The organism is Enterococcus rotai (genome assembly GCF_001465345.1).
Taxonomy (GTDB): domain Bacteria; phylum Bacillota; class Bacilli; order Lactobacillales; family Enterococcaceae; genus Enterococcus_L; species Enterococcus_L rotai.
This window is the reverse complement of record NZ_CP013655.1, coordinates 1,907,609-1,927,427: the sequence shown is the minus strand read 5'-3', so window position 1 is coordinate 1,927,427 and position 19,819 is coordinate 1,907,609. Positions and strand designations below refer to the sequence as shown.

General features: G+C 36.7%; 21 protein-coding genes. 6 read left to right on the top strand and 15 right to left on the bottom strand.

The genetic code is table 11. From position 1 onward, the window contains the following. Positions 1–3: 3 nt before the first annotated feature. The 7 genes from ATZ35_RS08865 to ATZ35_RS08835 all read right to left on the bottom strand — a co-directional run bounded on the left by ATZ35_RS08865 (position 4) and on the right by ATZ35_RS08835 (position 7,517). Entirely contained in the window at positions 4–2,772 is a 2,769-nt protein-coding gene (locus ATZ35_RS08865; protein WP_208926936.1) for a phage tail spike protein, read from the bottom strand. Next, a complete protein-coding gene (locus tag ATZ35_RS08860) occupies positions 2,769–3,536 on the bottom strand; it encodes a distal tail protein Dit (protein ID WP_208926935.1) in 768 nt (255 codons plus the stop codon). Before ATZ35_RS08860 ends, ATZ35_RS08865 begins: the two co-directional genes overlap by 4 nt. A 13-nt stretch (positions 3,537–3,549) precedes the next feature. Next, positions 3,550–5,727, bottom strand: coding sequence for a phage tail protein (locus tag ATZ35_RS08855; RefSeq protein WP_208926934.1), 2,178 nt, complete (start codon positions 5,725–5,727; stop codon positions 3,550–3,552). A 15-nt stretch (positions 5,728–5,742) separates the two neighbouring features. Continuing rightward, entirely contained in the window at positions 5,743–6,027 is a 285-nt protein-coding gene (locus ATZ35_RS08850; RefSeq protein ID WP_086444995.1) for a hypothetical protein, read from the bottom strand. Between the two features lie 56 nt (positions 6,028–6,083). Continuing rightward, on the bottom strand, positions 6,084–6,425 hold the full coding sequence (locus tag ATZ35_RS08845) for a tail assembly chaperone (RefSeq protein WP_208926933.1): 342 nt from the start codon (positions 6,423–6,425) through the stop codon (positions 6,084–6,086). A 386-nt stretch (positions 6,426–6,811) separates the two neighbouring features. Continuing rightward, on the bottom strand, positions 6,812–7,321 hold the full coding sequence (locus ATZ35_RS08840; RefSeq protein WP_086280013.1) for a phage major tail protein, TP901-1 family: 510 nt from the start codon (positions 7,319–7,321) through the stop codon (positions 6,812–6,814). 22 nt (positions 7,322–7,343) lie between these two features. Then, the gene (locus tag ATZ35_RS08835) at positions 7,344–7,517 is read right to left on the bottom strand and encodes a hypothetical protein (RefSeq protein WP_244148135.1); all 174 of its coding nucleotides are present in this window, start codon (positions 7,515–7,517) and stop codon (positions 7,344–7,346) included. A 244-nt stretch (positions 7,518–7,761) separates the two neighbouring features. Here ATZ35_RS08835 and ATZ35_RS08830 point away from each other — a divergent pair, with 244 nt between their 5' ends. The 4 genes from ATZ35_RS08830 to ATZ35_RS08815 all read left to right on the top strand — a co-directional run bounded on the left by ATZ35_RS08830 (position 7,762) and on the right by ATZ35_RS08815 (position 10,370). Beyond that, positions 7,762–8,115: a hypothetical protein gene (locus tag ATZ35_RS08830; protein WP_244148134.1), complete on the top strand. Its 354-nt coding sequence runs from the start codon at positions 7,762–7,764 to the stop codon at positions 8,113–8,115. Between the two features lie 128 nt (positions 8,116–8,243). Beyond that, positions 8,244–8,765: a GNAT family N-acetyltransferase gene (locus tag ATZ35_RS08825; RefSeq protein ID WP_208926931.1), complete on the top strand. Its 522-nt coding sequence runs from the start codon at positions 8,244–8,246 to the stop codon at positions 8,763–8,765. An 18-nt stretch (positions 8,766–8,783) separates the two neighbouring features. Continuing rightward, positions 8,784–9,578, top strand: a complete 795-nt coding sequence (locus tag ATZ35_RS08820) for an alpha/beta fold hydrolase (RefSeq protein ID WP_208926930.1) — start codon at positions 8,784–8,786, stop codon at positions 9,576–9,578. Positions 9,579–9,617: 39 nt separating this feature from the next. Continuing rightward, positions 9,618–10,370, top strand: a complete 753-nt coding sequence (locus tag ATZ35_RS08815; RefSeq protein ID WP_208930452.1) for a MurR/RpiR family transcriptional regulator — start codon at positions 9,618–9,620, stop codon at positions 10,368–10,370. A gap of 25 nt (positions 10,371–10,395) precedes the next feature. Here the strand turns inward: ATZ35_RS08815 and ATZ35_RS08810 are convergent, their stop codons facing one another. The 5 genes from ATZ35_RS08810 to ATZ35_RS08790 all read right to left on the bottom strand — a co-directional run bounded on the left by ATZ35_RS08810 (position 10,396) and on the right by ATZ35_RS08790 (position 14,835). Further along, entirely contained in the window at positions 10,396–11,724 is a 1,329-nt protein-coding gene (locus tag ATZ35_RS08810) for a 6-phospho-beta-glucosidase (RefSeq protein WP_208926929.1), read from the bottom strand. A gap of 176 nt (positions 11,725–11,900) precedes the next feature. Next, positions 11,901–12,422 carry a GNAT family N-acetyltransferase gene (locus tag ATZ35_RS08805; RefSeq protein WP_208926928.1) on the bottom strand — a complete coding sequence of 174 codons (522 nt, stop codon included), beginning with the start codon at positions 12,420–12,422 and terminating at the stop codon, positions 11,901–11,903. Continuing rightward, positions 12,419–12,892, bottom strand: coding sequence for a tRNA (adenosine(37)-N6)-threonylcarbamoyltransferase complex ATPase subunit type 1 TsaE (tsaE, locus tag ATZ35_RS08800; protein ID WP_208926927.1), 474 nt, complete (start codon positions 12,890–12,892; stop codon positions 12,419–12,421). Before tsaE ends, ATZ35_RS08805 begins: the two co-directional genes overlap by 4 nt. A 125-nt stretch (positions 12,893–13,017) precedes the next feature. Continuing rightward, positions 13,018–13,998 (bottom strand): phosphate acetyltransferase, encoded by a 981-nt coding sequence (pta, locus tag ATZ35_RS08795; RefSeq protein ID WP_208926926.1) that lies wholly within the window; start codon positions 13,996–13,998, stop codon positions 13,018–13,020. A gap of 153 nt (positions 13,999–14,151) precedes the next feature. Beyond that, positions 14,152–14,835 (bottom strand): uracil-DNA glycosylase, encoded by a 684-nt coding sequence (locus tag ATZ35_RS08790; RefSeq protein WP_208926925.1) that lies wholly within the window; start codon positions 14,833–14,835, stop codon positions 14,152–14,154. Between the two features lie 196 nt (positions 14,836–15,031). Here ATZ35_RS08790 and ATZ35_RS08785 point away from each other — a divergent pair, with 196 nt between their 5' ends. Both ATZ35_RS08785 and ATZ35_RS08780 read left to right on the top strand, forming a co-directional pair. Further along, positions 15,032–15,901 carry a Cof-type HAD-IIB family hydrolase gene (locus tag ATZ35_RS08785; RefSeq protein ID WP_208926924.1) on the top strand — a complete coding sequence of 290 codons (870 nt, stop codon included), beginning with the start codon at positions 15,032–15,034 and terminating at the stop codon, positions 15,899–15,901. A 40-nt stretch (positions 15,902–15,941) separates the two neighbouring features. Further along, on the top strand, positions 15,942–16,460 hold the full coding sequence (locus ATZ35_RS08780) for an LURP-one-related/scramblase family protein (protein WP_208930451.1): 519 nt from the start codon (positions 15,942–15,944) through the stop codon (positions 16,458–16,460). Positions 16,461–16,484: 24 nt separating this feature from the next. Here the strand turns inward: ATZ35_RS08780 and ATZ35_RS08775 are convergent, their stop codons facing one another. From ATZ35_RS08775 to ATZ35_RS08765, 3 genes are all read right to left on the bottom strand, one after another. Further along, positions 16,485–17,054: a GNAT family N-acetyltransferase gene (locus tag ATZ35_RS08775; RefSeq protein WP_208926923.1), complete on the bottom strand. Its 570-nt coding sequence runs from the start codon at positions 17,052–17,054 to the stop codon at positions 16,485–16,487. Between the two features lie 147 nt (positions 17,055–17,201). Next, on the bottom strand, positions 17,202–18,377 hold the full coding sequence (locus tag ATZ35_RS08770) for a 3D domain-containing protein (RefSeq protein WP_244148133.1): 1,176 nt from the start codon (positions 18,375–18,377) through the stop codon (positions 17,202–17,204). A gap of 228 nt (positions 18,378–18,605) precedes the next feature. Then, entirely contained in the window at positions 18,606–19,451 is an 846-nt protein-coding gene (locus ATZ35_RS08765) for a putative ABC transporter permease (RefSeq protein WP_208926921.1), read from the bottom strand. Between the last annotated feature and the right edge of the window lie 368 nt (positions 19,452–19,819).

The window sequence follows — 19,819 nt, the reverse complement described above, 5'->3', positions numbered from 1 at the left end:
TGCTTATTTTGGCGGGATGACGATCGAACTGATTTCGCTTGCCCCGATCCATGGACGTTCGTATTTTCCAACGACTTGCCCTAATCCTATATTTTGTTCATAAGTTTGAAAGCCTTCATTTGTTATCCCACGAATAACACCTGTATGACCATACCTACTGTCGACTGTAAAACCTCCGATATTTCCGCCGCGTCGCCAATTGATGATTGCTCCTGTTACTAATTGTTGATGTGTTGGGTTAAAAATAACTTTCCAACCAACTGCACCCCAAGCATAGCCACTACCAATTTCTGCAGCTGCTTCGGTATCACCAATTACATGACTTAATGGGTAGCCAGTGTTAGCACCTAAGCCACAACCACCTAAAAATCCAGAATACTCTGCGGATACAGCGTAACATTGCCCATTGCCCAATGGTTGTTTGTATAACGTTTCTAAATGAGCTAAACCAGCAGCACCTGTAGTTGATCCTGGTTTTAAGTTTCTTAATTTGTCATACCAGTATTGGGCTTGCTGCGCTCTAATTGGTTGATTTGGGTATTTAGGATGTTCATAAAATGCAATAAAATATTCTGCTGCTAGTCTAACATCTGACAATTTTGTAAAGTCTCTAAATGATATAGTTGATAAATCTGGACGTTCATAATTTGGAAACCATTGTTGATTATTTTCCATTTCCCATTGAATTCGTCGGCATTGAGTATCAAGCGTTCGATGGTCCAATCCATGTTCATTACACCAATTAACAAGCTTAGATTTAGGTGTCCATTGTGTCAGACCATAGCCACCGCCACCACTCAATTCATCAATATCAGGTATAATTCCCGATTCTGATTGGATATTCCCAAGCATTCCAGCGATAGATTGCTCCGTCCAGCCTTTATTTTTAAAGAATTGCCAAATACCCCAAGCATTTTTTTCTTGATCTGTTGTCAGTTCGGGTGGTATGCCACCGCCACCACCAGAGCCACCACTACCGTTTCCTGTGATTTCTTTGCCATTGAGGAATAGTTTTCCATTTATATTTAGCTCGCCTTTTAGGGCAACTTTTCCATAAATTTCTAACTTAGGATTAGCTGCTGTGCTATCTGGTGGAATACTAATTACATTGGCATGATTTTTTGCATCTGTTGATTGAGTCGCAATATTGATTGAATAGCCAGATTTTTGGATAATGGTGTATCCTTCTAATTTTCCATTTGAAAATGCTGGACTGATTGCGCCTAGTTCTTTGCCTGTCTTTGAATCAAGAAACCGAATCTTGCCATCAATGATATGAACTTTAAATCCATTACTATCTGACTCAAATTGAGAACCGTAAATATTAACACCTCTGATATCAATTGCCCTCAATGTTCCTGTGTTGATATAATCTGCATTAAACTTACCATCAATCGTCCAAGCAGTTTTAGGTTTGTTACTAAACTTATCTTTAACAAAGCCAATTCCTTCAGAATTCATTACTAAAAAATGCTTACTATTTTCCAATGAGTTTCCATCCATGAATACTTGTTGGTATGGCTCACGACTATTAGATTTTCCAGTTTCAATCCCGTTCATCAGCTTTATCGAACCACCTTTAGCACCACGAATAATGTCATCTTGCCATTTAGAAATTTCCTCTGAATCATAAAAAGTCATCTTTTTCTCTTCTAAAGAATCAACATTTCCTTTTAAATCAGAAGTCGCTTTTGAAATGCTTTTCGTGATATTATCGCCTAGTCCTGTTTCAACTTTTCCTGTTAAACGATCGATTTTGACTTTGAAAATACGGGTTTGATAATGATAATTTCGATCATGTCGATGAATCGTTACGGTATTCCCGATCGTATCACCACCTAAAACCTCTGTTTTAAATTGAACAAGTGGACGAGAATACTCGACAAGTGAGTCATAGGTTTTTTGTAGGAGTTTTGCTGGATCTTCTTCATCATCAAATGTAATAACTTTTTCCCGTCTCCGCATCCCACCATTTTTTAGCGGAATACCATATTGTTTGGTCATCTCGGGAAATTCTAGCCAATTTTGTCCTTTGGGTTTATTCAAAGGCTTGCCATTCGCTTTTTTCCACTCTACATTCGTGAATTCGATCCGTTTGCCATTACCATCACCAACTTCTTCGCCGCGGCCACGTCCAATCAAACTTGTATAAACTTGATTCCGATCTTGTTCTTTCACAATACTTAACGCTTTTTCACCATACGTAAAGCGTTGCTTGCTTTGTTCCCCAATTTCACGATAGACTTCTAGCCATTTATCGGTAATGCCGATACCGTCAATCTTATATTTGAACAAGATTTCGCAACCTTGTGCTTGAATATTTTTTAAGGCATCCCGCACAGACAGAGAACGAAAATCTTCTGTTAGTAACGGTAAATTGGACTCAATTTTCCCCAAGCGCCATTCGGTTTCTGTCAACAATTTTTGAATCGTATTTTTGATCGATTCATTTTTAACTTGGACATTTTTAACCACGTAGGAATCTAACTCATCAGGTGCAAAGCTAATTCCCACAAAAGATAACAAGTTTTCCTCTTCACTATCTAAAATAATTCTATATAAACTATATGAAGCGGATTCTTCCTTCACAGCCATATAAGCTGCTTGCTTTAATTCTTCGTCATAGATGGTTGATACATTCAGCGTATCATTCATCAATTCAGCTTTATTTGAAGTAATTTCTTTTTCCTGAATCACTTCGACTAATTCATTTTCTTTAACGATTCGAAGCAAATGTTGCCGCTCATCAAAAAAATAAACGCTCTTGTTCATAGTTGTACCTCCCGATAAGAAAGAATCATTTTACCGTTATTACAGTGAACGGATTGACCTTCTTTAATCCTAAAGTTTTCAAAGTCACTTTCTAAATCGAGTAAAAAAGTTTGATCCAATTCATTTACAAAAACTTTTCCTTTTAAGAAATCAAACACAACTTGATCACCTGCGCTTAAATTGTAACTAGTGATTTTGATTGTTTGGTCGCCGTTTGTAATCTTTAAAGGACCAAAAGCGGCAATCCTTACTGTGATTTTTTCTGGTGTCGTTTGATAGGGTAAATAGGTTGTGATGGCTTCATCGGTTTGCAACAAAATAGAGTATTTTTTCGGATCTGTGCACAGAATTTCAAAGCTTGCAATAATACTATTGGTATCTCCTCGCACCTCATCTGTCGTCATATATTGTCCATAATAGTGATAATCCAATTCATCTTTAAAACGAATCTCAATCGCAGACTCTTTATAAAGTAAACGCATCAATTGATGGTATTTTTTCTGAACATCTTTAGCGTCTTTTCCAATCAATTGATAGGTTACTTTAAGCGTTCTGGCAGGTAATTTTTGATTTAGTTTGATACTTCCAACCTGGGTTTCTTGCGTGTCTACCGTAAGTGACAGCATTTCTCTACCTGTTACCGCTAAAGTACGATAACCATCGATCATTTTTTCGAGATAAACACCGTCATACATCATCGCAGAAGAAGGAAGGATCAAATCATCTTTATGGACTTTTTTAGTTGTGTCTTCAAAATAATACATTTTTTCCCTCCTTCTAAAATGCTAGATTGATAGCAGAATCTTGTCCCATTGCTTCTGAAATATCGGAAACAAAGGCTTTGAATTGTTGATTGCCGAGTTTGATGTTGAAGGTTGCAGGTTGTTTGCTCTGGATCATCATTTGTTTACTACTTGATTGAATCGATACATCTTGAACTGTTTCTAACTGTTGATCTAAACTGTCTAAGCTTGGCAGCATGATTTGAGAAGCTAATTTATCCATTGGTTGGTCAACTACATGAGCATTTCTTTCAATACCAATAGCTAGACCGGCGGGTAACATCGCTCCGATTTCATCTCGCATCCAACGTGATGGTGAATGGATTTTGAAAAGACCTTTAAATGCATCTCCAATACTTTTACCAATGTTCATAACTGCGTCCAATGCATCTTTAGCCATACCTTTAATACCGTCAATCAGTCCTTTAATCATATTTTCTCCAGCTTTATACAATTCTACAGGAGCCTTTATCAATGCTCCCAAGATTTCACCTATAATTTGTCCTCCAGCGACTACAATTTTAGGTAAATTCGTTACAATTCCTTTAACAATTTCAAATATTAATGACGCAGCTGCCGCTAAAATTTGCGGTAAGTTAGCCAATAATCCTTCACAAAGCTTACCTACGATTTCAACTGCTGCATCTAGCAATTTCGGTAAATTTTCAGAAAGTGTTTGAACTAGGGTAGTGATTGCCTTTAGTGCCACTGGTACTAAAGCTGGTAGTACTGAAGCAATTCCTTCTGCAAATTTTGTTAAAATTTCAATTCCCTTCTCAATGATCATCGGTAAGTTATTCGTAATGTTTGTCGTAAATGCTTCAATTATATTGGTGACCGTATCAATTATTTGATCTTTATTTGCTAAAATACCGTCTACTAATGCTAGTAGTAAATCTAACCCTGTATTCAACAATTGAGGTGCAGCTTCTAACAAACTAATCGCCAATGATTCAATAATCATTAGTGCAGAGCTAATTAATGTTGGTAAATTCTCAATTACACCTTGAACCAAAGTATTGATTAAATCAACAGCACTTTGCATAATCACAGGTAAATTCACAGCAATTGCTTCTGCAAATCCTGCTATCAATTGTGTGCCTGATGCCATTAAATCAGGCAATTTTGAAATAATTCCATTTACAAAACCAGTAATGATTTCTGGACCTTTTTCAATTGCAGTAGTAATCATCCCCTGTAGCTCGTCGCCAAATTGGCTATTAGCTAGTCCAAGTCCTGCTAAGGCAAGCCCAATTATTGTTGCAGGTGCTAACGCTTTTATGGCAACACCCATAACAGAAGTCAGTCCCTGAACCATACCTCCTAATGCCTTTGTTCCCACATTAAACGACGCTCCCAAGTGATCACCAACACCACTACCAACTTTTACAATTGTTCCTAAAGCCGTTTCTGAATTTTGAGCTGCATCTAACACTTTATTACCAAATGTTTCAACAATCGGAACTTTGTCCATAAACGCTAATCCAAAAACGTTCATTTTCTCTTTAGCATCTGAAACAAAAGCACCATATTTTTCCTTTGTACCAGCAATGTTTTCAACAAATCCCTGCATCCCGTCATCAAGTTTTTTGAATGCCGAATCATCAACTTCCATTTTTCCTGCCATCACTTGTTTTGCCAAAGAGTATTTTTCTTTGACATCACTGATTGATTTGCCTAGTTGTCCATTCTTAGATATAAGACCTGAATATGTTGTACTAACGCCCATAATTATTTCTTTTAAATCACTTAAACCACTTGCATCAGCTAAATCCTGAAATGCTTTAAAGCCATTAGAGAGTGAATCAAAATCTTTACCTAGAACAGATGCTTCTTTCAGTCTCTGTGTAACTCTTTCTAAACTAGTAGATAATTCATTTGTAGCTTCAGATGCATTATCCATTGTGCTTTGAATTGGAATAATATCCTTTTGTGCATTGGCTAAAATAATATATTGAGAGATGATTTGGCTCAATGATGCACTTAACGCGGTTGCCGAATCTGCAACTGCAACAAAAGTGACAGTTCCACTAGAAATTTTGGCTACACTTTCTGTAAGCATGTCTGCTGATAATTTAACTCTATCTAGTAAACTTAAAACATTCGATAAAGACTTGTTAAACTCTTTATCCACAGCTGTTAAAACTGCTATCACATCAATCTTTTTTTCCATCTTCCTCCTCCTTTCCTATGAATTAAAATTGGCGATCCAATTTTGAAGTTTTTCTTTATCAGGAGAAGTACGTTTTTGTCTGCCTAATAATCGCTCTTCTGCTTTACGATAATCGAAGAATTTATCAAAGGTTCTAAAAACAGGTTTGCCTTTTCTTGTTTGACCAGCCATAACCGTTGCCCAAGCTTGTAGATGAATCTCATATTGTCGATCCAACTGTTTTAATTGATAGGCCTTCATACGTAGTTCGTAATTTGGAATCGTCAAACGATCTATTTCATTAAAATCCTCGATCTTCAAGAAACGTAAACAGTTTAAGCGAACTTGCTCGTATACTTCATCAAAATCTACGGTGGTTACGCTTGTGCTTCTTCTAACATCTTGCTGGTCATCACCCCGGTATATTCCGACTTTTTTAGCTCATCAATCACTTCTTCAAACAAATTTTTTGTACCATTTTGTTCAACGTAATCTTCTAAAAATTTAACCGTCATCCGAGGTTTCTCTGTCATATTTGCAATCAATAAAACTTCAAAAAGAGTATCTACATCAGATAAAAGTAGATTTGAAACAATTGCACCTACACCTAATTTCAACTGCATCCCACCACGTTCTACTGAATAACGTTTATTGATTTCTTTTAAAAAGCCATAGCCAAATTTACAAGCAAATGTTTTTTCATTCATCATTAATTCCATATTTTTTCCCTCCTAATTTTAAAAGCGGAACAAATCGGTTAATCCTGTAGAAAATCAGGAAATTGGCATTGAAACGTTCCTATGTTTCACTGACGATTTATCTATCTTCCTAAGGTAACAACGTTCCGCTGCACTCCACCTTGTACTTTTCAACATCAGCTCATTTTATTCACTGTGTTTCAAAGCAAATGCTGAACAGGATCTTTCAGCTCTGACTGAAAAATAGCTTGAGACTCTTTTTGTCTCACTTAATTTTTATCTTTTTTTCTGAAAAGCTAGCCTGTGAAGCTAAATAACCTTTAAAAACTATGTTAATTGTCTCACTCTATAAAATGTGAAAGAGGCTAGAAATTAACCTCTTTCATAATAGTTATAAAATGTTGCGATTACGCTTTTGGTTCCACTTTTACAGTGTCTTTAAACTCATAATCGCCACCTTCTGATGTATCCAGCTCTAATGCCGCAAAACCATTCTTACCTGCCCCTTCGATTGCCCACTCCAAAGAGTATTCAACTTTATTTTCTGCTGAATCAGTTTCTTCAAATGAAGTAAAATAGCCTTCAAAATATTTTGCTTTAAATTTGCCTTCATCATTGCCAGTACCAATTTCCTTGGTATTAATACGCCAAATCTGAACACGTTTGTTTTCATCCATTGCTGTTTCCAATTTGTCGATTTGAGTTGAACCGATTTTATACAATGTTGTTGCCGTCACTGTTGTTTCAGTCGCTCCTGGTGTGACCACACTGCCATCTTTCGTAACAGTTGATTCACTTTCTTTTGATTTTGAATAACCATTCTCTGTGCTGTATGCTAACCCCCACGCACGTTCATTTCCTTCATCTTCGGCTAAACGAAAACGCCACACTACATCTACTCCACTTAATGCTGTCATCTGTTCATTTCCTCCTTGTGTTTTACTGCTGCGTTAATTTTTTTAATTGAGATGCCAGTTGATTTTTCCGTCGTTGTTCTGCCTTTACTCTTCGTTGCAGCTTTTCGATAACTTTCAACTGTTGTTTGATTGCCTTATCTTGCTGCTCAAAAGTTAAGTACATCTTATTTTGCAAAGCAACATCCTCTATGTTCACTTTGACATCTCCTCTCATTTAAAGTCACGGGCGACTCTGTCAATCGACTGTTTGCAGCAGTTATTACTTGATGAACCTAGTATACAAAGAAATAGTGAGTTCAAACTCCCAGATGTCTGTTAAAATTATCCCAAGATACTGTTACATTTCTTCCACTATTTAAAGGTTTAAACCTTCTTTTTTTCTGATAAAAGCCTTTACTATGTTAAAATAATAGAAACGACAAAAAAGGATGTGCTGAATCATGTTCTTACAAAAATATACCAACGATTTCTCAAAGATGATCCAGCAATACCAATTAAATGAGGAACAATTGCGCTATACAGGAACGCCAGAAATGCCTATCAAGTTTTCTTTGAAAAATCCGTTTATTTATCCGATAATAGGAATCGCTAATGATCGCTTGACGAATTTTTTTGTCTTAGATGAAAAGAAGGATGTTGCCTTATATACAAGCAATGAGCAAGCACTTTTACTTAGAACCTTCTCCACGAATCAAAGATACCAAGGACAAGGCTATGCGAAAAAGCGCTCCAGTTATTACCGGAATTTGTTCATCTACATTTTCCAAATGCGAATGAAATTATTCTTGCAGTAAATAAACAAAATACAGCAGCGCAACGTCTCTATGAAAAAACTGGGTATCAACGGCTAAACAGAATCGTTGATGGAGAATATGGACCTTTATATATCATGAGTGTAAGATTGGATTAAAGGAGATAAGTAATGCAGAATAGAATAATCGAAAATGACCAACTCTATTTAAGAGAACTCACATCTGATGATTTCGAGGATTTAAGCTTGATTTTACAAGATGAAGAAACGATGTATGCCTATGAGGCAGCTTTTACGAAACAGCAAGTAAGTGATTGGTTAAACTGGAATTTAAAAAGCTATCAAGAATACGGATTTGGTCTATGGGCTATCATCGATCAAAAAAGTAAAGACTTTATCGGTCAATGCGGGATTGTTTATTCTGATGTCGAAGATGAACCGCTCTTAGAAATCGGCTATTTAGTAAACAAGCGGTACTGGAATAAAGGCTATGCAAGTTCTGCCAGCCAACTATGCATGGCTTATGCTAAAGACAAATTAAAAGCTGAAAAAATTTGTTCAATCATTCGAGATACAAACCTGTCCTCTCGAAAAGTTGCAGAAAAAAATGGTATGATCATCATCAAACAATTTGATAAAGATTATTCTGGACGACCAGTCCGACATTTTGTTTATAGTCTTGATCTAAACTAACAATATTGGAGGGATCAAATGCCTTTTTTAAACGTTTCTGGTGCTACTATTTATTTTGAATCGAAAGGTCAAGGAAGTCATATTTTATTAATTCACGCTGGAATCGCTGATTCACGAATGTGGGATCATGAATTTCATTCTTTGGATCAGCAGTTTCAAGTCACTCGATTTGATCTTCCAGGCTTTGGTCAAAGTTCATTTACAGGTGGTTCATTTTCTTATACAATGATCATTAACGAACTTTTAGACCATTTAAAAATCAAACAAACATACATCTTCGCAGCCTCTTTTGGTGGAAAAATAGCATTAGATTTTGTACTTGAAAATCCTAAGCGTTGTTTACGTTTAGCATTAGAATCATCTGCTATTGGAGAATGGGATTTTTCAGAAGAATTGCAACGATATGATGAAAAAGAGGAACAATTATTATCACTAAATCAGTACGAACAAGCAGCTGATTTAAATTATCACACATGGGTTCTTAGGGACCGTGATCCAAAATATTTCGATTCTAACATAAAAAAGCTAATACTTGATATGCAAATGACAGCTTTTACTAAGCCAGAACCACTATCACCCATTGAAGAAATTCAAACCGCTCGGCCACTATCTACAAAATTAGATCAGCTCACATGCCCAGTGTTGATTATTATTGGTGATCATGATGTTGATGATTTTCAAAAAATTTCTGCTTTTTTACATCAAAAAATTACTCATGCTGAAAAAGTAATTATTTCTAATGCTGCTCATTTAGCTAACTTAGAATGTCCAGAATTAGTTGAGCAACTGGTAACTGATTTTTTTCTACACTAAACAACTATTAATTATTCAATAAAGAAAGTAGTGGATATCTTGTTATTCTTAGATCACAGTCCAGATTTGAGTCCTATCGACTTAGAAATTTATAAATATGTTGCGTCTCACCTAGATGAAGTGGTCTATATGCGCATTCGTGAGCTAGCCAAAGAAACCCATAGCAGCACTGCCAGTATTTTACGTTTTTGTCGAAAGTTTGGTTGTGAAGGTTTTTCTGAATTTAAAATCAAATTGAATTTATACCGAAAATCATTGACTGAACCTGTCACAACACACGCTGTAGATGAAACATCATTCACCAATTTTATCCAACGTTCTACAGAAGCTTTTTATCAAGAACGAATTCAAGCCGCGGCGAAACTGCTGTCTGAGAAAGATCTTGTTTTATTTATCGGAACCGGCTCATCAAATATTATCGCTGAATATGGTGCATTGTATTTCTCTTCTATCTTCAGTATGGCCTTTCATATTGAAGACCCAATCAACCATCCAGTCAATTTTTTTAATAAAAGTATGGCGAAAAATGTGTGCGTGATTGCTCTTTCTGTTAGTGGTGAAAATGAAGCTATCATCAATTATCTAAATCATTTTATTACAAATGATAGTTCGATCATCTCGATCACGAATAGTGAGAAGTCACCGATTGCAGCCCTTTCAGATGTAAACATTCCATATTACATTTCAACAGAAAGAATTGGCGATAGCGATATCACTTCACAAGTCCCTGCACTTTACACGGTGGAGTATTTGGCAAAAGAAGTCCAGAAACAAAAACAAGACCACTCATAAAAACGAGTGATCTTGTTTTTTTAGTTTACTTACCTTCTTTAAAAAAGGCTGGTAAATATTGCTTGTGCGCTTCCAATAATTCATCCATTACTTCTTTAGCAACATCGCCACTTGTAATTAATGGATTCATTGTGAAGGCTTGTAACAAGGTACCGTAATCTCCTGTAACGGCTGCCTCAATCGTTAATTCTTCCATTGATTTCATCACTTGTAGTAAGCCACGTTCTTGTGGTTTGAAGCTGCCAAAGTTATAAGGCACTGGACCTTTACCAGTAATTGTGCACGTTACTTCTACTGCGCTTTCAGCTGGTAAATCTGTGATCGTACCATTGTTTCTAGTGCTGACTGTCATTGTTGTACGTTTGTCATTATGAATAGAGTTGATGATTTCACATGCCGCATCACTATAGCGAGCACCGCCACGTTCTGCTAATTGTTTTGGTTTGTAGTCTAAGTTTGGATCTTTATATAATTCAAACAATTCATGCTCGATTTCTTTCACTTTTTCAGCACGTGTTCCATTGTTTTTGAAATCTTCCAATTCTTCTGCCAACATTTTATCTGTATAATAGTAGTAATTGTGGTAAGGACAAGGAACCATGTGTAAGTTCTCTACTTGTTCCCAAATCAAATTATTGTCTTTGATGTTGGCTACGATCGATTTTGCATCGTCTTGTCCGTACATTACTTTAATTAGTTCATCTGTACGGTCTTTCCCGTTTTTATCTGTAATTGTATGCCAATGTAAATGATTGATCCCAGCAAATTGGAAGAATAGCTCACGGTTGTTTTCACCTAATAATTCAGCTTCTTCAAAAACGGCATTAACTGGAATGTTACACAATCCAACAACTTTATCCCAGTTTCCATAACGTAACACAGCTTCTGTTACCATACCGGCTGGATTTGTAAAGTTGATCAACCAAGCGTTTGGACAAAGCTCTTTCATATCTTCTACAATGTCTAAAATAACAGGAACGGTTCTCAACGCTTTAAAGATACCACCGGCACCATTTGTTTCTTGCCCAATCAAACCGTGACTTAGCGGAATACGTTCATCTAAAATACGAGCATCTAAAAGTCCGACACGTAATTGTGTTGTCACAAAATCGGCATCCTTTAATGCTTCACGACGGTCTAATGTTAAATGAACTTCGCAATCCACGCCAGCTGCTTTGACCATCCGTTTTGCCATAGCACCAACGATTTCTAGTTTTTCTTTTCCTGCTTCAATATCAACTAGCCATAACTCGCGTACTGGCAATTCATCATAACGTTTAATAAATCCTTCAACTAATTCTGGTGTATAACTTGATCCTCCACCGATGGTAACGATTTTAATTCCTTTTGACATTTCCTTCAGCTCCTTAAGCATTTTATCTGACTTAAGTATAGCCTTTTACCAAGTCAGAATATATAGAAAAGAAGAAAGTGGTTACATAGTAAAGGAAGAAGTAACCTGTAACATTTGAGTAACGAGGTGTTACAAAAAAAGGATTGAACAAACTTTCTTGTTCAATCCTTTTTAACTCAATCAATCATCATGCTCATCAAATGAACATCTAAAAATTCTCCGTCATCAGTTTTCGCACCTCGAGGCATGATTGCTTCTGTCGTAAAACCAATTTTTTCATAAACATGGACTGCACGTTGATTTCGATGTTGGACAGTTAATTCCAAGCGACGAATCATTTCACTTTCTTGCGCCCATGAAATTAGCTCTTCCATCATCAAACTCCCTAAACCAAAGCCCCAAAAATCCTTTAAAATGCTGATACCAAGCTCTCCGATATGTTCCATACGCTTTTTCGCTGATGCTTTGACAGAAGCCGTTCCTATGACTTTCCCGTCTGCTAAAGCAACCATTAACACGTTATTGGGAGATTCATATAAGTTTGCCAAGTTTTCACTCATCTCGTCTGTCGTCATTTCCATTCCTTTTTCATCCATTACAAGATAGGGCGTCTCTTTTCCAACGATTCTTAAGGCTTCTAAAATATCTGCAGCATCATCTGGAATTGCTTCCCGAATTGTAAATTCAATCTCTGTCATGTACGTTCCTCCATTTTTTGCTCAATACGGTTTAAAAATTGTTCTGATTTTTCCCCAAAAGCTTGAATCAGTAGTTTTCTTTTTTCCATATCTTCTGGATCTTTTTCAATCGTGATATCTAAATAGTCAGCCGGTAAAAATTCTCCTAATAATTTTCCCCATTCAACAACAGATAAGCCATCACCTTCAAAATATTCATCTAAACCAAGATCATCTGCTCCATTTTCAATACGATAGACATCCATATGATACAGTGGCAAACGTCCTTGCTGATACTCACGAATAATAGTATACGTCGGGCTTTTGATCATTTGATCGATGCCCAGACCTAATGCGATCCCTTTCGTCATTGTGGTTTTTCCTGCACCTAAATCGCCAGAAAGAATAATCGTATCTCCTGGATTAGCCACTGAACCGATGATCTTTGCTATTGTTTCTGTTTCTTTTGGATTATTGATCCTACTATCCATTTTTTCACCTACCTATTTAAACGTTTCATGCTTCTATGTAGTGTAGTATACCGAATTTTTGCAAAAAAAACTAGAGAACTAAGACATAACGCTAACCGTTTTGTTTTAGTTCTCTATAGCTTTCATTAGTTCATTAATGTTTGTGCAGCTGTAATAATAGATAATTTGTAAATATCTTCTTCATTTGCGCCACGAGATAAATCAGAAACTGGTTTGTTCAATCCTTGTAAGATCGGTCCAATTGCTTCAAAGTTACCTAAACGTTGTGCAATTTTGTAGCCAATGTTTCCTGATTGTAATTCTGGGAAAACAAAGACTGTTGCTTGGCCAGCGACTGGTGAATTTGGTGCTTTTAATTGAGCAACTGACGCTACATATGAAGCATCAAATTGTAATTCGCCATCAATCTCAAGTTCTGGAGCTAAGCTTTTCGCAATTTTTGTTGCTTCAACTACTTTGTCTACTTCTGGCGCTTTAGCAGAACCTTTTGTTGAGAAGCTCATCATCGCTACCTTTGGCTCGATATCGAATAATTCAGCTGTTTTTGCACTGTCAACAGCAATCTCAGCTAGTTCTTGTGCTGTTGGATTCACATTGATCGCGCAATCTGCAAAGATGTATTTTTCTTGGTCACGGCCACGAACCATAATCATCGCACCACTTGTACGGCTAACACCTGGTTTTGTTTTGATGATTTGTAATGCTGGACGAACAGTGTCGCCAGTTGAGTGGATCGCACCACTAACCATCCCATCTGCAAGTCCCATGTACGTTAGCATTGTTCCAAAATAGTTGACGTCTTTCAAAATCTTGCGTGCATCTTCTTCTGTGACTTTTCCATTACGACGTTCAACAAACGCTGCAACCATGTCTTCCCATCCATCATAATTATCTGGATCGATAATCGTAAAGTTAGATGTCTTGATTCCACGAGCATGTGCTGCTTCTACAATGGCTTCTTGTTTCCCGATCAAGATCGGTTCCATTAATTCTTCTGCTTTCAAGCGAGCTGCAGCCCCTAAAATACGAGGATCTGTTGCTTCTGGGAAAACAATTTTGATGTTACGGCGAATGACTTTAAATTTTAAGCTATCGAATAATTCCACGATATACCCTCCAACTGATTATTTATACAAACTTATCATACACCATTTCGCAAGAAAATAACAGTTATTTATAGCTGTATTAGTGGAAAAAATACTGATTCTGATATTGTTTTCACAAACTGACCTCGCTGCACTATAACAGAACGATCTGTTTTAAGACACTGTATCAGGCAACTGCCAGTTGATTGGCGTTTCTCCTAATTGCTCTAAAGCTTGGTTTGTTTTTGAGAATGGCTTAGAACCAAAGAAGCCTCGGTGAGCTGCTAAGGGACTTGGATGTGGTGATTTAATGATAATATGCTTACTTGTATCGATCATTTTGATTTTTTCTTGTGCAGGTTTGCCCCACAGGATAAACACAATCGGCTTATCACGATCGTTCAACTTCTTAATAATAGCATCTGTTAGAGTTTCCCATCCTTGCCCTCGGTGAGAATAAGCTTGACCATTACGCACCGTTAAAACTGTATTCAGCAAAAGGACTCCTTGCTTTGCCCAGCTTTCTAAAAATCCGTGAGCAACTGGTGGATAACCTAAATCAGCTTGTAATTCCTTATAAATGTTCATTAATGACGGCGGTGTTTTTACACCTGGCTGCACAGAAAAGCTTAAACCATGCGCTTGATTCGGTCCATGATAAGGATCTTGCCCTAAAATTACCACTTTTACTTCTTCATATGGGGTCAACTCTAATGCAGAATAAATGTGGTACATATCTGGATAAATAGTTTGCTGGCTATATTCTTGTTTTAAAAAATCTCGTAAATTCAAATAATATTCCTTCGTAAACTCTTCTTCTAAAACATCTTGCCAACTATTGTGAATAATTGCTTTCACTTGTTCTCCTCCTTTAATTTGATTGGTACGATATTTTTCAATCCTAATTAATTAAAACGTCTATTCTGACAGCTTTCTTTTACACATTAAGCATATCTGATTTTTTAGGTAGTGACAAGAACATTTTTTCTGCACTGAAATGGAAAAAACATGGTAAACTATAGATAAGTTAAATAAACGAGGTGTAGAAAATTTTATGATTAAATTGATTGCTTCAGACATGGACGGAACATTACTCGATTCAAAAATGGGAATTTCTAAGAACAATGCATCTGCTATTCGAGAAGCGGAACGACGCGGTATTGAATTTATGGTCGCTACAGGACGTGCATATACCGAAGCAAAACCCGCATTAGATGAAGCTGGGATCGAATGTGCGATGATTACGCTAAATGGTGCGAAAGTTTTTGACAAAGCTGGGAACTCGCTTTTTACGGCTGGGATCGACAAAATAACCACACTTGAAATCTTAGATATTTTGGATGCACATGATGTATATTTTGAAGTTTCAACGAACAAAGGAATTTACTCTGAGCGCCAAGAAAAAAGAATTGAGAACTTTGCTTCACATATCGCTACAACCATGCCCCATTTGACTTATAAGGTGGCCATCGCAATGGCGGCAGCTCACTTGTCTTTACTAGATATCACTTACATCGAAGACATGCGGACATTGATCCAACAGAGTGATATCGAAGTGCTAAAAATCATTGGTTTCAGTATGGATGGTCCAAAGGTTTTAGGCCCTGCAAGTACTGAAATTCGTCAGTTAAACGATTTAGTTGTTACATCATCTGCCCAAAATAATATTGAAGTCAATCATAAAAATGCTCAAAAAGGAATCGCAGTTGCTCATGTTGCGAAAGATCGCGGAATTTCAGAAAAGGAAGTCATGACGATTGGAGATAATTTCAACGATGTCAGCATGCTGCAATGGGCTGGTGTTAGTTTTGCCATGGGAAATGCTGAGCTAGAAGTGAAAGACCATGCAAAATATGTCACATCAACGAATTTAGAAAATGGTGTTGGCGAAGCGATCATGCGGGCAATCCGAGAAGATCTATAATATCCGAGTAACTAAAAACGCTGAAAAGAGGTGAGATATGGTGTCTGAGTTTTTTATTCAAGAACAACAATTGAGCAATGTCACACGAACCCTTGTCAAAGACGAGGACGGTAAGTCCATTTTCTTACTTGTCGGACGCTGGGGTACTCGTGGTGACGCGCTTTCTCTGTATGCAATGAATGGCGAGCTAGTTGCCAGCATCAGACAGACATCTTTTGCTTTTGGTTCACGTTTTGAATTGTATAAAGGATTTGAAAAAGTTGGTGTTTTAAGAAAAATCTTAAATTTAAATGCTGACTTTTATTATATTCAACACTTGCATTGGACTGTTTTAGGTGACATAAAAAATCATCATTATTCTATTTATCAAGTCAATCACAACAAAATCATGGAGATGAGTAAAGCAACTCTTTTTTCGGGTGATTATTTTAGTTTAGTAGTTGCTAATGACGAGGATGCGCCCCTATGTATTTGTGTTGCTGCTGTGTTAGATTACTGGTTATATAATAAGAAGAAACATCAAAATCATAAACCAATCATCGGTTGGGGAACTTGTTAAAACAAATAAAAAATCAGCGGATGGTTATTCGCTGATTTTTTTCTGCATATGATCGTATAAATGTCCGCTGATCATCATCTCAGCGACATCTTTAAATCCTTTACGGCTATATAATTTTTTAGCATTCGGATTTCCTTTGTCTACACTTAAACCAATCACTTCTTTACCCGATTTTTTAGCCATTTTTGGTAAAGCATCTAATAATTTAGAGCCAATTCCTAAACCACGATATTTCTCATCAACAGAGATCGAATCAAGGTACCATTCACCAGGTAACGTTTCTGGATCGATAAATATTCTGATTTCTTCATCCAAATTGTATTTACGCAATACTTTTTTTAGTGGTTCATCGATGATCGGTTCATCCTCATTAGGGTAGCCAAATGCAATCCCCGCAACCTCGCCTGCTTCTTCATAAACCAGACCACGTTGATAACCATAACGATATGTAGGGTCTGCAACAGCTTCTGCTAAAACAGCCAAAAGAGTGTCTTCTGGTATAATTTCTAATAAAGGTAATTCCATATCTTTTAAAATAACTAAAATCAACGGAGCAATAGCCTCTCCGTCTTCCTTTGTTGCAAAACGAATCATTGTTATTCCTCACTTTCTATTATTGAAGTGTACCATTTATTGTTTATTAATGCATTACATTCCTTTGTTTTTTAATTTGTTTTAATAATCGTTTGAGGAAACAACATATGTAACAAAAAAAGACACTCATCTGAGTGTCTTCGTTTCTTATTGAATCGTAACTTTGACGTTATTTCTACGTCCCCAAGTTAAACATTGGTCAACTGTAGGGAAATGGACGTCAATGATATTTCCGTTGATTGCGCCGCCAGTATCACCGGCAACTGCAAATCCATAGCCTTCTACCTGTACAAGCGATCCTAGTGGAATCACGCTTGGGTCAACTGCAATCACATTACTTTGTGAGCGAAGATCGATTCCTGTTGCTGTAATGAAACCAGAACCTGCTTCTCTCCATGAGTAAGCTGTTGATTGCATGTAAAGAACACGACCATTTGCTCCACCATTCCCCGTTTCTCCACCAGTGCTTGGTACTTCTTCTGGTTGAGATGGCGGTGTAACGACTGGTTGTTCTTCACTGCTAGAACTAGAGCTTGAACTGTCGCTTGATTCACTGCTTGATGAAGAACTGCTACTTGAGCTAGACGATGAAACAATGTCAGCTTTTCTTTGAGCTTCTTTTGCTGCCTCTTGCTGTTTGCGCGCTTCAGCTGCTTTTTTCTCATCTGTGATTCGTTTTTCTTCTGTTTGTTTTTGACTAGCAATTTGTTGTAACGCTGCCTGATTATCAGATAATTGCTGTTTTAATGTTACAACTTGCTCATCCATTGCTGATGCTTCATCCTGTAATTTCGTTTCGTTGGTTTGTAATTCTTCTTGTTTACTTTTTACAGTTTCTTGAAGGTCAGACAATTTTTCTTTATCTTGAGATAGTCTATCGATTTTTTCTTTTTCTGCATTTTGTAAGATCGTCATCGCATACGCTTTATTAAAGAAATCTGATACACTTTCAGCATCTAATAATACTTGCCATGTACGCTGTTCCCCACTTAGCTGGACATCTTTCATACGATTTCCAACGACTTCTTTACGGCGTGCAATACTTTGCTCTGTCACTGTGATTTCGGCTTCAGAGTTCTTGATTGTTTCTTCAGCTTTTGAAATGTCTGCTTTAAGTTTCTCAATTTCAGCGTATTTTTCATTAACATCATTCAGAGCTGTATTGATATCTTCGCTAAGAGATGCTCCTGTTTGTGCGGCTTGTGCTTCTTTGTCCTTCAGCTCATCTAATGATTCTGCTGCGGCGCCGATTGGTAGAGCAACATTTATTAGCAAGACAGCAGCTAAAAATGGTATCAATTTTTTTACTTTCACTGAATCCAACACCTTTCCTAACTAAATCCAACTCCACCTATTATACTAATCTATAACGCTTATTTTATTTCAATAGCGTTACAATTTATTACGTTTTAACGAAAACAGCCCATTTTCTGTAACATTTTCGGGTTCTATCTGGTTTCTTCTATTTAAAGCAAACCTTTAAAAACCTTTATATAATAACGTTTATAACTCCTATAAGACACTACGAATGACTGTTATACTTTATAGATATTATTTACTATTTTTCTTGTTTTTATCGATGATTTGTTGAACTTCAGAAGGGTTTTTGACATTTTTCAACTTCAAATTAGGATAATTTCGGATCCAACGTTTTTGATTGTAACTCATATGACCTACTAATTTTTTAATTGATGGTGTATTTTTAAACTCTTCTATCAAGGAAGCTCGTTCCATTTTTTTTGATTGTTTTCGCTCGTTGATTTCATCAGAAACAGATTCTTTAAGCTCAGAAATACTTGCTGATAACTCATCACGTTTTTCATTTAAGGTTGCAGCCAATTCTTGTTTACGTTCTTCAACGGCTGCACTAAGTTGAGTTGTGACCTTTTTGAATGATTGCATATTAACTAATGTATAAACTAAATCGCTAGTAATCAGTAATAATAAAATAATCGGCAGAAGCAAGCCAAATTTTTCAGATAAAAAGTGCTCTAACAACATCACTTTAGGATGGATAACACGGACGATCAGCACACAGCCGACACCCCAAAAAAGTGACACAGGCAATGCGACTCGGCCATTGATATTTAATGGTACATCTTTATAATCCCACCAAGAAGCATGGAACAACTTTTCCAATCCATAACTTGTAATGTACTCTAGAATCGTAACCAAAATCGTCGATAATAAGTATAAAACAACAATATTTTGTCTAAGCGGCTCTAAAAAATACAGGACACCTATTATCCCAAAACCATAGATTGGACAATATGGACCGACTAAAAAGCCACGATAGACGAATTTTCTGGCTTTCAATGAGCAATAAATAGTTTCCCATAGCCAGCCGATAAACGAGTAAATGAAAAATAGTAAAACGATTTTAATAAATTCATTCATATCTTTTCTCCTTAAAATAGCATTTACTAGCTATTGTATCAAATAACCACAGTTTTATGCGAGTATCTTTATTCTGTTGGGAAAGTGATATACAATAGAAGAAAAGTTTTTGATTTGAAATATGCTAAGGAGCATGCCTTGAAACATGCCATGAAACACAACGAAAACTGAGTTGATGTTGAATGCTCCTGCGATTACTCGTCGCACGAAAGGACTTGGTACAGGGTGACTGAAAGGAATGTTGCTTCCTTCTGTTATTAAGATATTAAAAAGTACAAGATGCAGTGTAACGGAACGTTGTTACCATGTGCTATCTAGCTGCATGGGCTAGTCTCTCGGAAAAAAGATAAATGATAAATGAGGCAAAA

Bases quoted from the DNA above. Each gene is read 5' to 3' on its own strand.
- ATZ35_RS08865 (WP_208926936.1), bottom strand. From the start codon at position 2,772: ATGAACAAGAGCGTTTATTTTTTTGATGAGCGGCAACATTTGCTTCGA.
- ATZ35_RS08860 (WP_208926935.1), bottom strand. From the start codon at position 3,536: ATGTATTATTTTGAAGACACAACTAAAAAAGTCCATAAAGATGATTTG.
- ATZ35_RS08855 (WP_208926934.1), bottom strand. From the start codon at position 5,727: ATGGAAAAAAAGATTGATGTGATAGCAGTTTTAACAGCTGTGGATAAA.
- ATZ35_RS08845 (WP_208926933.1), bottom strand. From the start codon at position 6,425: ATGGAATTAATGATGAATGAAAAAACATTTGCTTGTAAATTTGGCTAT.
- ATZ35_RS08840 (WP_086280013.1), bottom strand. From the start codon at position 7,321: ATGACAGCATTAAGTGGAGTAGATGTAGTGTGGCGTTTTCGTTTAGCC.
- ATZ35_RS08830 (WP_244148134.1), top strand. From the start codon at position 7,762: ATGTTCTTACAAAAATATACCAACGATTTCTCAAAGATGATCCAGCAA.
- ATZ35_RS08825 (WP_208926931.1), top strand. From the start codon at position 8,244: ATGCAGAATAGAATAATCGAAAATGACCAACTCTATTTAAGAGAACTC.
- ATZ35_RS08820 (WP_208926930.1), top strand. From the start codon at position 8,784: ATGCCTTTTTTAAACGTTTCTGGTGCTACTATTTATTTTGAATCGAAA.
- ATZ35_RS08810 (WP_208926929.1), bottom strand. From the start codon at position 11,724: ATGTCAAAAGGAATTAAAATCGTTACCATCGGTGGAGGATCAAGTTAT.
- ATZ35_RS08805 (WP_208926928.1), bottom strand. From the start codon at position 12,422: ATGACAGAGATTGAATTTACAATTCGGGAAGCAATTCCAGATGATGCT.
- tsaE (WP_208926927.1), bottom strand. From the start codon at position 12,892: ATGGATAGTAGGATCAATAATCCAAAAGAAACAGAAACAATAGCAAAG.
- ATZ35_RS08785 (WP_208926924.1), top strand. From the start codon at position 15,032: ATGATTAAATTGATTGCTTCAGACATGGACGGAACATTACTCGATTCA.
- ATZ35_RS08775 (WP_208926923.1), bottom strand. From the start codon at position 17,054: ATGATTCGTTTTGCAACAAAGGAAGACGGAGAGGCTATTGCTCCGTTG.
- ATZ35_RS08765 (WP_208926921.1), bottom strand. From the start codon at position 19,451: ATGAATGAATTTATTAAAATCGTTTTACTATTTTTCATTTACTCGTTT.